A 13,853-nucleotide genomic window follows, 5' to 3' on the forward strand; every position below is an offset into this window, starting at 1 on the left:
CTTGCGGTCGAGGTCGGACCATTGCAGAGCAGGATCTGTGTGAGCCACGTCGGTTGTGCTCCTCGGGGCATGGTTTAGGAACCCTTTTGAGGTTGACCCTATCCACTTGCCGTAAACCCCCGCCGGGGGAACGCCTCAGGCCCATACGCTGAGAGCGGACACGCCACGTGTGACGGACTGCACCCTCCCCGGACGCCTCACCGGGTCGCCGGAGCAGCGTGAACGGCTGAGCGTAGGCTGTCCGAGCGTGCCGCCGGCTGGCGCCGGCAACGGTCGTAACTTGGCTAGTGCCGATGCCGGAAGGTGGCAGTCCGTGAGCATGATCACCGAGCGTCCCGTCCACGGACGGCCGCCCGGCGTTCGGGAGCGCACCGCGCAGGTTGCCCGTCCCGAAACGCGCCGCGATCCGATCGCTGTGTTCCGCGCCTACCTGGCGCTGACCAAGCCGCAGATCGTGGAGCTGCTCCTGGTCACCACCGTGCCGGCCCTGATGCTGGCCGCGGGTGGATGGCCTGACCTGCGCACTCTCGCGGTGGTCCTGATCGGTGGCGCGCTCGCGGGCGGTGCGGCCAGCGCGCTGAACTGCTACATCGACCGCGACATCGACGAGTTGATGCGGCGCACCAAGCGGCGCCCGCTGCCGGCACACAGCGTCACCCCGCGGGCCGTGCTGATCTTCGGTCTCACACTCGCGGTGATCTCGGTGGCGCTGATGGCCGCGTTCACCAACTGGCTGGCCACGGCGCTGACGGCCGGGGCCATCTTCTACTACGACGTGGTCTACACGCTCTGGCTCAAGCGCCGCACGCCGGCCAACACCTTCTGGGGTGGCGTGTGTGGAGCGGCCCCCGTGATCATCGGGTGGGCCGCGGTGACCGGCTCGGTGGCACCCCTCGGTTGGGCGCTTTTTGCGGTTGTCTTCTTTTGGCAGATGCCGCACTTCTATGCGCTCGCCATCAAGTACAAGGACGACTATGCGCGCGCGGGCGTACCGATGCTTCCCGTCGTTCGTTCAACCGGCCGGGTCAACTTCGAGATCGTCCTCTACACCGTACTGACGGTGGTGGCCTCGCTGGCGGCGTGGCCGCTCGGGCTCGGGCCGATCTACGGCTGCACCGCGATCGTGACCGGTGCCCTGTTCCTCGCCGAGGCGCTCCTTCTTGTACAGCGCACCCGCAAGGGCGGCGCGACCAAGCCGATGCGCTTGTTCCACTGGTCGATCACGTACCTGACGATCCTGTTCATCGCGGTCGCGGTCGACGCTCTGGTGTGACAACCCTGTCCGATATAACCCTATTTTAGGTTACGGTCGATCACTCAATCGATGGAAACCCGTTGATAGGACAATTCGGGCGCAATTGGTGTATACCAATGTGGTCAGACGTTAAACCTGCAGGTAATTGGCATCACAAAATGCCGGTCATGGTGCTTGCTACCCGAGCGGAACTGCTTAGGCTGCCCCCCATGGCTCAAGGTTCCGATACGACACTGACCGCGGGGATCAAGTCCTTCGCCGCCGGCCACGGTGGTGCCAAAGCGGTCATCGAGTACGTCGGCAAGCGTGGTGCCCGCATCGTCCTCGTCGGCCAGGACGGCGAGTGGTCCGACCAGTTCGCCGACGGCACCGACATCGCCCGTCAGGCGTGTGAGAACGCCGGCGTCGAAGTGGAGAACGAGTGGGAGCGCGAGCTCCTGGAGCAGATGCGACCCAGCAACGACCTGTGGCGCTCGATGTCCCGCCGGAGCATGGCCCGCTGACCTTGCACAGTCCCGCCCGCGCGACCCGGGACCGATCGTCCCGGGTCGCCCTCATCACCTGCGACCTGTTTCCCCAGCTCTGGGACGACGACTTCCCGCTACGCGACGCCCTGATCGACCGCGGCGTAGCGGCCGAGGCGGTCCGCTGGGACGATCCCGCCGCCGACTGGTCCGCCTACGACCTCGCGGTGCTGCGTTCCCCATGGGACTACGTCCCCCGCCGCGACGCCTTCGTGGCCTGGGCACACAGTGTCCCGCGCCTGTTCAACCCCGCCGACGTGGTCGCCTGGAACACCGACAAGCGCTACCTGGGCGAGTTGGCCGCCGCCGGCGCCCCCGTCATCCCCACCGCCTTCGTCGGCCCCACCGACACCTGGACCCCGCCCACCTCCGGCGAATGGGTGGTCAAGCCCACGGTGAGTGCCGGCAGCCAGGACACCGGCCGTTACCACCTCCCCGACCAGCAGTCGCTGGCCGTAGCCCACGTCGCACGACTCACCGCAGCCGGCCGCACCGCGATGATCCAGCCCTACCTGACCGCGGTGGACGAGGCCGGCGAGACCGCACTGCTCTACTTCGCCACCCCACGCGGCCCGCTGGAGTTCAGCCACGCCATCCGCAAGGGCCCGATGCTCACCGGCCCCGACGAGGGCACGATCGACCCCGGCAGCGAGGACATCAGCCCCCGGGTCCCGTCACCCGCCGAGCAAGCCGTGGGCGACCGCGTGCTGAGGGCCTATGCGGGCGACCTGTCCCGCCTGCTCTACGCCCGCATCGACCTGATACCCGGCCCTGACGGCGAGCCTTTGCTGATCGAGTTCGAGCTGACCGAGCCGACCCTCTTCCTGCGCCAGTCCGAGGGCGCCGCCGCCCGCCTCGCTGACGCCATCATCACCCGACTTCAAATTCCTTAGAGGTACGCGCCGGCGCCGTCCCCCACCAATCCGGACCGCCCCGCCTCTTCAGCGCGGCCACCTGCCACGCAGGGCCGCAGCGCGCCTTTCGCGCGCCAGCGTCCTTCTGACCTGGACTTCTAAGTTTGCCTCCTGTGGATAACCGGCGTGTCATCCACAGCTCTCAAACAAACTCCCCATTGATCGCCCTCACCGACCACGCTGGCCCCCATGGCACCAACCACAAGCGCCACAAGAGCTCCAACATGCACTCCCGCCCCACCGGGCCCTCGGCACTCCACGCCTCCTGCCGGCCAGCCGGCGGCGCGCCGCGTGGTGCCCGGCGGTGCCGCGGCAATGCCCGCCGCCCGTCCTGCGCCCGGCGTCCGTCCTGCGCCCGGCGTCCGTCCTGCGCCCGCCGTCCGTCCTGCGCCCGCCGTCCGTCCTGCGCCCGCCGTCCGTCCTGCGCCCGGCGTCCGTCCTGCGCCACGCGCCCGGCCTGCGCCCGGCGCGTGGCCGGCTGGGCGGAACCTCGGCGGTCGATCGCCGACCGCTGGACGGGCGCCGGGCTGAGCCCGCCGGCGACCGCGCCGGCCGGTCGCTGACGCAGCCCGCGGCCATCCGCTGCCCGGGCCGGACTCGCACGCACCGCCGCTCGACGGAGCGGCGCCGGGCGGAGCGAGCCGACGGCCCGGCCGGAGCCGAGTCCGTCACCTGTGCGGCCACCCCCGGTCGCTCTCTCTCCGGCGACCGGGGGCCGGCCCAGAAAGGAGGTGCACCACAGAACCGCAGTGACTTCGAGCGGGGCGGCCACCCCAACGTCTCCCGGGGCCGGCCGCCGACCCGCCGGCGCTGTGTTCGGGAACCGTCGCCAACCCGCCAACCGCCGAAGCCCGCCAGCACCTGGCATGCCGCGGGTTGGCGACGGCCCACATTCCCGCCCCACTTCCCGCCCCACGACAACCCGAACGGAGGCGCCAAGCCCGCGCCGGCCCGACGACCGCTTCCAGGCGCTGGTCACGCGGTGCCCACGTGCCGTCGCGGCACGGCAATGACGCCGGCCTCGCCGCCGTGGGCGACAACGTGATCAGCGTCTACTCGATCTCCAGGGCGACCTCCCGACGTAGCCGCCGGCGCCACCAGCCGTTCGCCATCTCTCGCGCGACGTCCCGGCGTAGCCGCCGGGAGCCACCAGCCGGTTCGCCATCTCGCGCGACGTCCCGGCGTAGCCGCCCGGCGCCACGAGCCGGTTCGCCATCTCGGCCCCGGCCGTCCCGATGGCTGGGCAATCCGTTCCACTTCTCGGTCTCCGAATGCCGCAAACCGCCCGAAACGCGCCTTCGGCCTGGATCTTGGAGACTTTGATAGATCGTGGCGAGTTTCCGTTCGACCAGTTCGACCGGAGCACCAACTCTTCAAGATCGCGACCCAGAGCCACCACCGCCAGACGGGGCGGGTGTCGGCTCGCCGTGGCACTTCACCGGCTGCGCATCCACCAAAATGGCGAAACTCGAGGTGTTGGTCTGTGACGCGATCTCCACAACCCCTTGGCCGCGCAGGGCTCCCGGCTGATCTCCGGTGCACCGGGGGCGCTGGGCGCCGGCCCTGCCGCGGTGCGTCGCGCGGCAAGCGGCCCGTAGTTCCGGGTTGCACGGTGGTCCTCCGGCGGCTCGCCCGGCATGGCCTGGTCCGGCCGGCCGGCCCGAGCTGTGTGGCGGAGGTCGGGTTGGGCCGCGGGGTTGTGGGCTGTGCCGGAGGAGCGCTTGGGACTGTCGGGGCGGAACCGCCGGTTGGTCGACGGATGCGTCGGCGAGGTGACCGCTGCGTGGTGGGGGAGGGATGGCCCGCGTTGCAGGCGCGCGAAAGGCGCGCTTCGGCCTGGGTGGGCAGGAGGTCGCGTGGGCAGGCGGGGGCGATCGTTCCCTGGTGGGGGACGGGGAAAACGCGTACCTCTGCGAATTAAGGGTGTTTTGCGGGGATTCGGTCTTGGGCCGGGGGTGCTGGCGCGGCCACGGCGACCGGGAGGTGGGGGCGCTCGCGTAGGGAGATCAGGACGGCGACGGTGCTTGCCCAAACCAGGCTGGCGCCGAGCATGTGGGCGGCTACCAGGGCTACGGGTAGGTGGGTGAAGTACTGGATGAAGCCGATCAAGCCCTGGGACAGCTCGATGAGCAGAAGCATGCCGGTGGCTCGGACGGCTCGGGTGGGGGCGTTGATTGCGCGGAGGGCGAACCACAGGGCTGCGGTCAGGCCTACCAGCAGGAAAACCAGGTCGGCGTGGACCTGGGAGACGGTGGTGGGGTCCAGGCCGTTGCGCTTGGCGCCCTGGTCGCCGGCGTGCGGGCCGCTTCCGGTTACCACCACGCCCAGGACGATTACGGCTGCGCTCACCACGGCAGTTACGACGGCTAGGTGGCGGAGGGGGGCGGGGACAAGCGAAACAGCCTCCCCATCGCCCTCGTCGGCGCGGCGCCACAGCGTGTAGGCGGCGGCTATCAGGGCCATCGACAGCAGGAAGTGGATCCCCACGACCCACGGGTTGAGGTTGGTCAGCACCGTGATGCCGCCGACCACGCCCTGGCCGGGGATGCCCAGCAGGATCGCCAGGCTCAGCCACACCGTCGACCGGCGGCGGGGGCGGGTGCGCAGCGCGCTGACGAAGCACGCCAGGGCGATCAGGCCCAAGGCGATGCCCAGCAGGCGGTTGCCGAACTCGATGGCGCCGTGGATGCCCATCTCGGCGGTCGACACATATGACTCGTCCGTGCACTTGGGCCAGGTGGGGCAGCCCAGGCCGGACTTTGTCAGCCGGACGGCCGCGCCGGTGACGACCAGCGCGATGTTGGCGATCAGGGACGCCAGGGCCATCGAGCGCAGCGCGGGGAGCTTCACCTCTGGCATGGTACGCAGACGCTGATGGGGGCCGGTGGGCCGGATCACCGGGTGCCGGTTTGCAGGCGTCGGCGGAAATACGTAACGTTGGCGTAGTGAAAAACGAGGTGCTGATCCGGAGCGGTGCGGTGGCGGCTGCCAGCGCGTCGGACGGGCGCACCCGGGACCGGGTTGCCCAGCTCCTGCTGGAGCGGGGGGCGGCTACGGCGGCGGAGCTCGGCGCGCTGCTGGGCCTCTCGCCGGCCGCAATTCGTAAGCATCTGGACGCGATGCTGGCCGAGCGCCTGGTCGAGACCCGTGAGGTTCGCCACAACGGTCCGCGCGGGCGGGGGCGGCCCGCCAAGGCTTTCGTGCTGACCGCGGCGGCCAAGGAGACTTTTCCGCACTTCTACGACGGCATCGCCACGGCCGCGCTGCGGTGGATCGCCCAGCATGGCGGGCCGGGGGCGGTCAGCCAGTTCGCAGCCGCGCAGGTTTCCGCGCTGGAGGAGCGGTGCCGCGCCGCGATGTGCAACGCCGGCGACGATCCGCTCGCGCGGGCGGAGGCGCTCGCCGAGGCACTCACCGCCGAGGGCTACGCTGCCAACGCGACCACGATCGCGTCCGGCGGGCAGCTGTGCCAGCACCACTGCCCGGTGGCCCACGTGGCTGCCGAGTTTCCCCAGCTGTGCGACGCCGAGACGGAGGTCATCTCCCGTCTCGTCGGCACGCACGTCCAGCGTCTCGCCACCATCGCGCACGGCGACGGAGTGTGCACCACGCACATCCCGTCCCCAACGCGTGTAACCGCACCAACCACGGTTAGGACAGATACATGACCGACCAAATCGTCACTCAGGAAGAGCACCTCGCCGCCCTGGGCAAGTACGAGTACGGCTGGGCCGACGCCGACATCGCCGGCTCGTCGGCGCAGCGTGGCCTGTCCGAGGCCGTGGTGCGGGACATCTCGGCGAAGAAGAACGAGCCCGAGTGGATGCTCAACCTGCGGCTCAAGGGTCTGCGGCTGTTCGACCGCAAGCCGATGCCGTCCTGGGGGGCCGACCTCACCGGGATCGACTTCCAGAACATCAAGTACTTCGTGCGGTCCACCGAGAAGCAGGCGGCCTCGTGGGAGGACCTGCCCGAGGACATCAAGGCCACGTACGACCGGCTGGGCATCCCGGAGGCGGAGAAGCAGCGCCTCGTCGCCGGTGTCGCCGCGCAGTACGAGTCCGAGGTCGTCTACCACAAGATCCGTGAGGACCTGGAGGAGCAGGGTGTCGTCTTCCTCGACACCGACACCGCTCTCAGGGAGCACGAGGACGTCTTCAAGGAGTACTTCGGCACCGTCATCCCGGTGGGCGACAACAAGTTCGCCGCGCTGAACACGTCGGTGTGGTCGGGCGGGTCCTTCATCTACGTGCCCAAGGGCGTCAACGTGGAGATCCCGCTGCAGGCCTACTTCCGGATCAACACCGAGAACATGGGCCAGTTCGAGCGGACCCTGATCATCGTCGACGAGGGTGCGTACGTGCACTACGTCGAGGGCTGCACGGCGCCGATCTACTCGTCCGACTCGCTGCACTCCGCGGTCGTCGAGATCATCGTGAAGAAGAACGCCCGCTGCCGGTACACGACCATCCAGAACTGGTCGAACAACGTCTACAACCTGGTCACCAAGCGCGCCACCTGCGAGGAGGGCGCGACCATGGAGTGGATCGACGGCAACATCGGCTCCAAGGTCACGATGAAGTACCCGGCCGTGTACATGACCGGCCCGCATGCCAAGGGCGAGGTGCTCAGCGTCGCCATGGCCGGCGAGGGGCAGCACCAGGACGCCGGCGCCAAGATGGTGCACGCCGCGCCGTTCACGTCGTCGACCATCGTGTCGAAGTCGATCGCCCGGGGCGGCGGCCGCACCTCGTACCGGGGTCTCGTGCAGGTGCTGGACGGCTCGCACCACAGCAAGAGCACGGTCAAGTGCGACGCACTTCTGGTCGACACCATCTCGCGGTCGGATACCTACCCTTACAACGACATCCGCGAGGACGACGTGGCGCTGGGTCACGAGGCCACCGTCTCCAAGGTGAGCGAGGACCAGCTGTTCTACCTGATGAGCCGCGGTCTCACCGAGGACGAGGCGATGGCGATGATCGTGCGGGGCTTCATCGAGCCGATCGCCAAGGAGCTCCCGATGGAATACGCCCTCGAACTGAACCGTCTCATCGAGCTTCAGATGGAAGGGGCCGTGGGTTAATCCCGGCCGGAGGAATAGGACAAAATGACTACGATTGCTCCGCCGCCCAGCACCAAGTCGCAGGTGCTGCGCTCCTTCGACGTCGCCGACTTCCCGGCCCTCACCGGCCTGGAGGAGGAGTGGCGTTTCACCCCGCTCAAGCGGCTCGGCGAGCTGGTCACCGCGACCCGGCTGACCGGGCCGGCGCCCGTCGTCGAGCACGGTGACCTGCCGGCCGGCGTGTCGGTGCGGCACGCCGACAGCGCCGACGCGGTGCTCACGCCGTTCGACCGGATCAGCGCGCTCGCCTACGGTTCGGCGGCCGGCGTGACGCTGATCGAGGTGGCGCCCGAGACGTCGCTCGACGAGGCCGTCGTGATCCGGGTGGTCGGCAAGGGCGGCGATGCCGCCGCGGCCCGGACGGTGCTCAAGGTGGGTGCGTTTGCCAAGCTCACCGTCGTTTTGGAGCAGACGGGTACGGCTACCGTCGCGGACAACATCGAGGTCGTTCTCGCGGACAGCGCGCAACTGACCTTCGTGACGCTGGCCGAGTGGGACGCCGGCGCGGTGCAGGCCCAGCACATCAAGTTCCGGGTCGGCAAGGACGCCCGGGCGCAGCACGTGCAGGTGTCCCTCGGCGGCGACCTGGTCCGCCAGTTCACCAGCGTGGAATACGTGGGCCGGGGCGGCGACGCCGAGCTGTGGGGGCTCTACTTCGCGGACGCCGGCCAGCACTTCGAGCACCGCCAGCTGGTCGACCACTCGGTGCCGGACTGCCGCAGCTACGTGGGCTACCGCGGGGCGCTGCAGGGCAAGTCGGCGCAGACCGTGTGGGTGGGCGACGTGCTGATCCGCGCGGCGGCGACCGGCACCGACACGTACGAGATCAATCGGAACTTGATTCTGACCGACGGCGCGATCGCCCACTCAGTGCCGAACCTGGAGATCGAGACCGGTGAGGTGGCCGGCGCGGGGCACGCGAGCGCGACCGGGCGGTTCGACGACGAGCAGCTGTTCTACCTGATGGCGCGGGGCATCCCGGAGGGCGAGGCCCGCAAGCTGGTGGTGCGCGGCTTCTTCATCGACCTGATCAACAAGATCCCCGTCGAGGCGCTCCGGGAGCGGCTGGGCGCGGCGATCGAGGCACGTCTGGCGGAGTCCGGGGCGTGACTTTCGAACTGGTCGGCGCGGCCGGCGACGTCGCGAAGGGCACCGCGATCTCGGTGGAGGTCGGCGGCGTCGACGTGGCGGTCGTGCACGCCGACGACGACACGTTCTATGCGGTACGCGACGAGTGCAGCCATGCCTCGGTCGCCCTCTCCGAGGGTGAGGTGGACGGCTGCACCCTCGAGTGCTGGCTGCACGGCTCCCGCTTCGACCTGCGCACCGGCGAACCGTCCGGGCTGCCCGCTACCGAGCCGGTGGCGACCTTCGCCGTCGAGATCCGCGACGGCGACATCTACGTTTCGACCACACCGAGTAATGGAGTTAATCCGTGAGCACCCTGGAGATCCGCAACCTGCAGGTGTCGGTGAAGCTGCCCGACGGCGAGCTGAAGCCGATCCTCGCCGGGGTCGACCTGACCGTGAAGGCGGGCGAGACCCACGCCATCATGGGTCCGAACGGCTCCGGTAAGTCGACGCTGGCGTACTCCATCGCGGGCCACCCGAAGTACGAGATCACCAGCGGCACGGTCACCCTGGACGGCGACGACGTGCTGGCCATGACCGTGGACGAGCGGGCTCGCGCCGGCCTCTTCCTGGCCATGCAGTACCCCGTCGAGGTGCCGGGTGTGTCGGTGGCGAACTTCCTGCGTACGGCCAAGACCGCTCTTGACGGTGAGGCGCCGAAGCTGCGCACGTGGGCCGGCGAGTTGCGCGCGGCCATGGAGAAGCTGCACATGGACCCCGCGTTCGCCCAGCGCAACGTCAACGAGGGCTTCTCCGGCGGTGAGAAGAAGCGGCACGAGATCATGCAGCTCGAGCTGCTCAAGCCCAAGGTGGCGATCCTCGACGAGACCGACTCGGGCCTCGACATCGACGCCCTGCGGGTGGTCAGCGAGGGCGTGAACCGGGTGCGCGAGAACGGCGAGACCGGCCTGCTGCTGATCACCCACTACACCCGGATCCTGCGCTACATCAAGCCCGACTTCGTACACGTCTTCGTGGCTGGCAAGATCGTTCAGGAGGGTGGGCCGGAGCTGGCCGAGCAGCTCGAAGCCGAGGGCTACGAGCGATACGTGGCCACCCGCGTCTGACCCGACGGGAGAGAAGAACGATGACGTTCGACGTGGCCCGGGTCCGTGCCGACTTCCCGATCCTGGATCGGGAGATCAACGGTCACCCGCTGGTGTACCTGGACAGCGCCAACACCTCGCAGAAACCGGTGCAGGTGCTCGACGCGGTGCGCGAGCACAGCGCGCGGCACAACGGCAACGTGTCCAGGTCGGTGCACACGCTCGGCACCGAGGCCACCACGGCGTACGAGGGTGCCCGTGCGAAGATCGCGGCCTTCCTCAACGCCGGAACCCCCGACGAGATCGTCTTCACCAAGAACTCGACGGAGGCGCTCAACCTCGTCGCGCACTCGGCCGGGCAGTACCTCAAGCTCGGCCCCGGCGACGAGATCGTGATCTCCGAGATGGAGCACCACTCGAACATCGTGCCGTGGCAGTTGCTGTGCGAGCGGACCGGCGCCACGCTGCGCTGGTTCGGGGTGACCGAGGATGGCCGGCTCGACGAGTCGAACCTGGACGAACTGGTCAACGAGCGCACCAGGCTGATCTCCGTGGTGCACATGTCGAACGTGCTCGGCACGATCAACGACGTGTCCCGGATCGTCGCGCGGGCCCGGCACGTGGGCGCGCTGGTGATGCTGGACAGCTCGCAGTCGGTGCCGCACCTGCCGGTCGACGTGCGGGCGCTCGGGGTCGACTTCATCGCGTTCACCGGGCACAAGATGCTCGGGCCGACCGGGATCGGGGTGCTCTGGGGGCGGTACTCGCTGCTCGCCCAGATGCCGCCGTTCCTCGGGGGCGGCTCGATGATCGAGACGGTCTCGATGGGCGGCACCACGTATGCGGCCCCGCCGGCCCGCTTCGAGGCGGGCACGCCGCCGATCACCGAGGCGATCGGACTGGGCGCCGCGGTGGACTATCTCACTGCGCTGGGCATGGCCGAGATCCACGAGCACGAGCAAGACATCACCTCGTACGCGTTGAAGACGCTGACCGACGTGCCGGGTGTCCGGATCTTCGGGCCGGCCACGCCGGAGGGGCGGGGCGGCACGGTGTCGTTCGCGGTCGACGGGGTACACCCGCACGACGTGGGGCAGATCCTGGATGCGCTCGGGGTGGAGGTGCGGGTGGGGCATCATTGCGCCAAGCCGACCTGTGCCCGGTTCGGGGTGCCGGCCATGACGCGGGCCTCGTTCTACCTCTACACGACGACGGAGGAGATCGACGCGCTGGCGCGCGGGCTGGACCAGGTGCGGAAGGTGTTCGGCTGATGCTCGAGGGCCTGTACCAGGAGATCATCCTGGACCATTACAAGAATCCGCACGGGCGGGGTTTGCGGTCGCCGTTCGACGGCGAGGCGCACCACGTGAACCCCACCTGCGGCGATGAGATCACGGTGCGGGTCCGCTCCAATTTTTCCGATATTTCGTACGATGGGCTGGGTTGTTCCATCAGCCAGGCGTCGGCTTCGGTGCTGCATGAGCTGCTGCTGGGGCGTACGGCCGCCGAGATCTCTTTGACTTACGACGCGTTCCTTTCTCTTATGCAGGGGCGCGGCCAGGTGGAGCCGGACGAGGACGTGCTCGGCGACGGAGTAGCCTTCGCCGGGGTCGCGAAGTTCCCGGCCCGGGTGAAATGTGCGCTGCTGCCGTGGATGGCGTTCAAGGACGCCGCGGCGCGCGCCGGTGTGGACGTGGGCGTCAGCCCGGAGGTGAGAGCATGACTGACAAGAGCCTCGACGAGACCCCCGCGTGGTTGGCCGAGGAACGGGCGGCTGCGGCGGAGGCCGGTACGCCGGTGGATACCTCCAAGTTGCCAGAGGTGTCGGCGCCGGCGTCTGTTACTTCAACTGATCCGGCCGAATCGGCCTCGGCCGTTCCGGCCTCCTCCGGGAAGAAGGCGTCGGTTGCCGACGTCGAGGAGGCGATGAAGGATGTCGTCGACCCCGAGCTCGGCATCAACGTGGTCGACCTCGGTCTGGTCTACGGCACCTACGTCGACGACGACAACATCGCCACCCTCGACATGACGCTGACCTCGGCGGCCTGCCCGCTGACCGACGTGATCGAGGACCAGACCCGCTCGGCGCTCACCACCGGCCCGGGCGGCGGTCTGGTCGACGACTTCCGGATCAACTGGGTGTGGCTGCCGCCGTGGGGCCCCGACAAGATCACGGACGACGGGCGCGAGCAGTTGCGGGCGCTCGGCTTTAATGTCTGAATCCTGTCGTACCCCGGTGATACAAACCGGGTATGAGCGATACACCCGACTTTGATCAACTCCTGACCCTGGTCGACGAGCGGTCCGCGGCGTTGCGTGACGCCGCGGCCGTCGCGGCGGATCTCGACGGCCGGGTGCCCGGCTGCCCCGACTGGGACCTGCGCGACCTCGTCGCCCACCTCGGCAAGGTGCAACGGTTCTGGGCGCTGAACGTCGAACGCGCCGATCCGTCCGGCCCGCCGACACCCGAGCAGCGCGGCGACCTCGAGCCGCACGGTGACCTGCTGGAGTGGTCGGCCGAGTCGACCGCCCTGCTGCTGGCCGCGCTGCGTGCGGCCGGTCCCGACCGGCCCGCATGGACCTGGTGGGGTGCTTCCTCGGCCCCGCTGACCGCCGGCGCGATCGCCCGCCACCAGATGCAGGAGGCGGCCGTGCACGCGCGCGACGCCCAGGAGACGATCGGCAAGGCCGAGCCGCTCCCGGCCGCGGTCGCGGTCGACGCAGTGGCCGAGTTCATCACGGTCGGCCTCGGCTCGATGGGCGCCTGGCCGCACCGCCCGGCCCGCATCGTGTTCACCGCGATCGAGGGCCCGGCCTGGACGCTCGACCTGTCACCCGACGGCGCCCGGCTCAACCCCGCGGCCGGCGGCGAGCCGGTGGCGACGGTGCACGGCTCGGCCAGCGATCTGGTGCTGGCGCTCTACAACCGGGTCCCGTTCGACACGCTCCGCGTCGACGGCGACCGCTCGGTGCTGGCCGAGTTGCAGGGGTGGAGCGACACCGAGTGAGTCAGGTCGGCAGGTGGTCGATGGCGTTGTAGCGGACCAGTTCGAGCCTTCCGTCCCGCTCGACGAACTGGGAGATCGACGCGTTGCGGACGGTGCCCTCGGCGCGTTCCATGGCGATGACCTGGTCCCAGGTGAGCTGCTCGATGACGGCCCGCATCATCAACACGACGGCGTCGTGGGCGACCACCACGACCCGTTCGCCGGCGTGCTCCCGGTGCAGGTCGTCCAGGAACGAGCCGAGCCGCACCTCGATGTCCGCGAACGACTCACCGCCCGGCGGCACGTACCGGTATTCGCCGGCCTCGGAGCGCCGGGCGGCCTCATCCGGATACCGTTGCGCGACCGCGGCCAGGGTGAGCAGCTCGAGGTCGCCCATCAGCCGGTCGACCAGCCGGTCGTCCGTGGTGGGCGCGGGCAGGGCGAGCCCCGACGAGGAGGCGGCGATCTGCCAGGTCTCGCGCGCCCGCAGATAGGGCGACGTGATGACGACCTGCGGCAGTTGCTCCGCCGGCAGCGTCGTCAGCCAGGCACCGACCGCCGCGGCCTGCTCCTCACCGAGTTCGGTGAGCGGCACCTCGGCATCCCGCCCGCTGATCGCCGCCTCAAGCAGCCCTTCGGCATTGGCCGCCGGAAACGCCACGTTGGCCAGACTCTGTCCATGCCGGACCAATATCAGCTCGGCCACCACACTCATGATCCGAGCCTATCCGCCCGCCCGCCAAACGCAGCCGCTGCCCGCGCCGCCCGCTGCCCGCGGTGGCCGCTGCCCGCGCCGCCCGCTGCGCCAGGTCGACCGCCGAAATTCGCTGGCCCCCGCCCGCTCCCCGCCGCCATGATGGCGCCGTGACCAC

At 69.4% G+C, this 13,853-nt stretch carries 14 protein-coding genes; 12 read left to right on the forward strand and 2 right to left on the reverse strand.

From position 1 onward, the window contains the following. Positions 1–313: 313 nt before the first annotated feature. The 3 genes from Ari01nite_RS22330 to Ari01nite_RS22340 all read left to right on the forward strand — a co-directional run bounded on the left by Ari01nite_RS22330 (position 314) and on the right by Ari01nite_RS22340 (position 2,672). Positions 314–1,273, forward strand: a complete 960-nt coding sequence (locus Ari01nite_RS22330) for a heme o synthase (protein ID WP_438872214.1) — start codon at positions 314–316, stop codon at positions 1,271–1,273. Positions 1,274–1,464: 191 nt separating this feature from the next. Further along, complete coding sequence (locus Ari01nite_RS22335; protein ID WP_203783510.1) at positions 1,465–1,758, forward strand: hypothetical protein; 294 nt, start codon at positions 1,465–1,467, stop codon at positions 1,756–1,758. Further along, positions 1,755–2,672: an ATP-grasp domain-containing protein gene (locus Ari01nite_RS22340; protein ID WP_438872218.1), complete on the forward strand. Its 918-nt coding sequence runs from the start codon at positions 1,755–1,757 to the stop codon at positions 2,670–2,672. Before Ari01nite_RS22335 ends, Ari01nite_RS22340 begins: the two co-directional genes overlap by 4 nt. A gap of 1,938 nt (positions 2,673–4,610) precedes the next feature. Here Ari01nite_RS22340 and Ari01nite_RS22345 read toward each other — a convergent pair. Next, positions 4,611–5,552, reverse strand: coding sequence for a COX15/CtaA family protein (locus Ari01nite_RS22345; RefSeq protein ID WP_239162918.1), 942 nt, complete (start codon positions 5,550–5,552; stop codon positions 4,611–4,613). Between the two features lie 86 nt (positions 5,553–5,638). On the opposite strand from Ari01nite_RS22345, the gene Ari01nite_RS22350 reads away from it, so the two are divergent. The 9 genes from Ari01nite_RS22350 to Ari01nite_RS22390 are packed head-to-tail and all read left to right on the forward strand — an operon-like array spanning position 5,639 to position 13,002. Continuing rightward, entirely contained in the window at positions 5,639–6,361 is a 723-nt protein-coding gene (locus Ari01nite_RS22350; RefSeq protein WP_203783512.1) for a helix-turn-helix transcriptional regulator, read from the forward strand. Then, positions 6,358–7,779, forward strand: a complete 1,422-nt coding sequence (sufB, locus tag Ari01nite_RS22355) for a Fe-S cluster assembly protein SufB (protein WP_203783516.1) — start codon at positions 6,358–6,360, stop codon at positions 7,777–7,779. Before Ari01nite_RS22350 ends, sufB begins: the two co-directional genes overlap by 4 nt. Positions 7,780–7,803: 24 nt before the next feature. After that, positions 7,804–8,928, forward strand: a complete 1,125-nt coding sequence (gene sufD / locus Ari01nite_RS22360; protein WP_203783517.1) for a Fe-S cluster assembly protein SufD — start codon at positions 7,804–7,806, stop codon at positions 8,926–8,928. Next, positions 8,925–9,257 (forward strand): non-heme iron oxygenase ferredoxin subunit, encoded by a 333-nt coding sequence (locus Ari01nite_RS22365; protein ID WP_203783518.1) that lies wholly within the window; start codon positions 8,925–8,927, stop codon positions 9,255–9,257. The genes sufD and Ari01nite_RS22365 overlap by 4 nt, the downstream gene beginning before the upstream one ends. After that, positions 9,254–10,015 carry a Fe-S cluster assembly ATPase SufC gene (gene sufC, locus Ari01nite_RS22370; protein WP_203783519.1) on the forward strand — a complete coding sequence of 254 codons (762 nt, stop codon included), beginning with the start codon at positions 9,254–9,256 and terminating at the stop codon, positions 10,013–10,015. The genes Ari01nite_RS22365 and sufC overlap by 4 nt, the downstream gene beginning before the upstream one ends. Positions 10,016–10,035: 20 nt before the next feature. After that, on the forward strand, positions 10,036–11,265 hold the full coding sequence (locus Ari01nite_RS22375) for a cysteine desulfurase (protein ID WP_203783521.1): 1,230 nt from the start codon (positions 10,036–10,038) through the stop codon (positions 11,263–11,265). Further along, a complete protein-coding gene (gene sufU, locus Ari01nite_RS22380; protein WP_203783666.1) occupies positions 11,262–11,717 on the forward strand; it encodes a Fe-S cluster assembly sulfur transfer protein SufU in 456 nt (151 codons plus the stop codon). The genes Ari01nite_RS22375 and sufU overlap by 4 nt, the downstream gene beginning before the upstream one ends. After that, complete coding sequence (locus Ari01nite_RS22385; RefSeq protein ID WP_239162919.1) at positions 11,714–12,214, forward strand: metal-sulfur cluster assembly factor; 501 nt, start codon at positions 11,714–11,716, stop codon at positions 12,212–12,214. Before sufU ends, Ari01nite_RS22385 begins: the two co-directional genes overlap by 4 nt. 32 nt (positions 12,215–12,246) lie before the next feature. After that, positions 12,247–13,002: a maleylpyruvate isomerase family mycothiol-dependent enzyme gene (locus tag Ari01nite_RS22390; protein WP_203783523.1), complete on the forward strand. Its 756-nt coding sequence runs from the start codon at positions 12,247–12,249 to the stop codon at positions 13,000–13,002. Position 13,003: 1 nt separating this feature from the next. On the opposite strand, the gene Ari01nite_RS22395 is transcribed toward Ari01nite_RS22390, so the two are convergent. After that, positions 13,004–13,696 (reverse strand): histidine phosphatase family protein, encoded by a 693-nt coding sequence (locus tag Ari01nite_RS22395; RefSeq protein ID WP_203783525.1) that lies wholly within the window; start codon positions 13,694–13,696, stop codon positions 13,004–13,006. Positions 13,697–13,853 lie beyond the last annotated feature (157 nt).

It is taken from the genome of Paractinoplanes rishiriensis, from assembly GCF_016862375.1.
Lineage (GTDB): Bacteria > Actinomycetota > Actinomycetes > Mycobacteriales > Micromonosporaceae > Actinoplanes > Actinoplanes rishiriensis.

Excerpts from the sequence above, each read along its gene's own strand:
- Ari01nite_RS22335 (WP_203783510.1), top strand. The coding sequence starts at position 1,465 with ATGGCTCAAGGTTCCGATACGACACTGACCGCGGGGATCAAGTCCTTC.
- Ari01nite_RS22345 (WP_239162918.1), bottom strand. The coding sequence starts at position 5,552 with ATGCCAGAGGTGAAGCTCCCCGCGCTGCGCTCGATGGCCCTGGCGTCC.
- sufB (WP_203783516.1), top strand. The coding sequence starts at position 6,358 with ATGACCGACCAAATCGTCACTCAGGAAGAGCACCTCGCCGCCCTGGGC.
- sufD (WP_203783517.1), top strand. The coding sequence starts at position 7,804 with ATGACTACGATTGCTCCGCCGCCCAGCACCAAGTCGCAGGTGCTGCGC.
- Ari01nite_RS22375 (WP_203783521.1), top strand. The coding sequence starts at position 10,036 with ATGACGTTCGACGTGGCCCGGGTCCGTGCCGACTTCCCGATCCTGGAT.
- Ari01nite_RS22385 (WP_239162919.1), top strand. The coding sequence starts at position 11,714 with ATGACTGACAAGAGCCTCGACGAGACCCCCGCGTGGTTGGCCGAGGAA.
- Ari01nite_RS22390 (WP_203783523.1), top strand. The coding sequence starts at position 12,247 with ATGAGCGATACACCCGACTTTGATCAACTCCTGACCCTGGTCGACGAG.
- Ari01nite_RS22395 (WP_203783525.1), bottom strand. The coding sequence starts at position 13,696 with ATGAGTGTGGTGGCCGAGCTGATATTGGTCCGGCATGGACAGAGTCTG.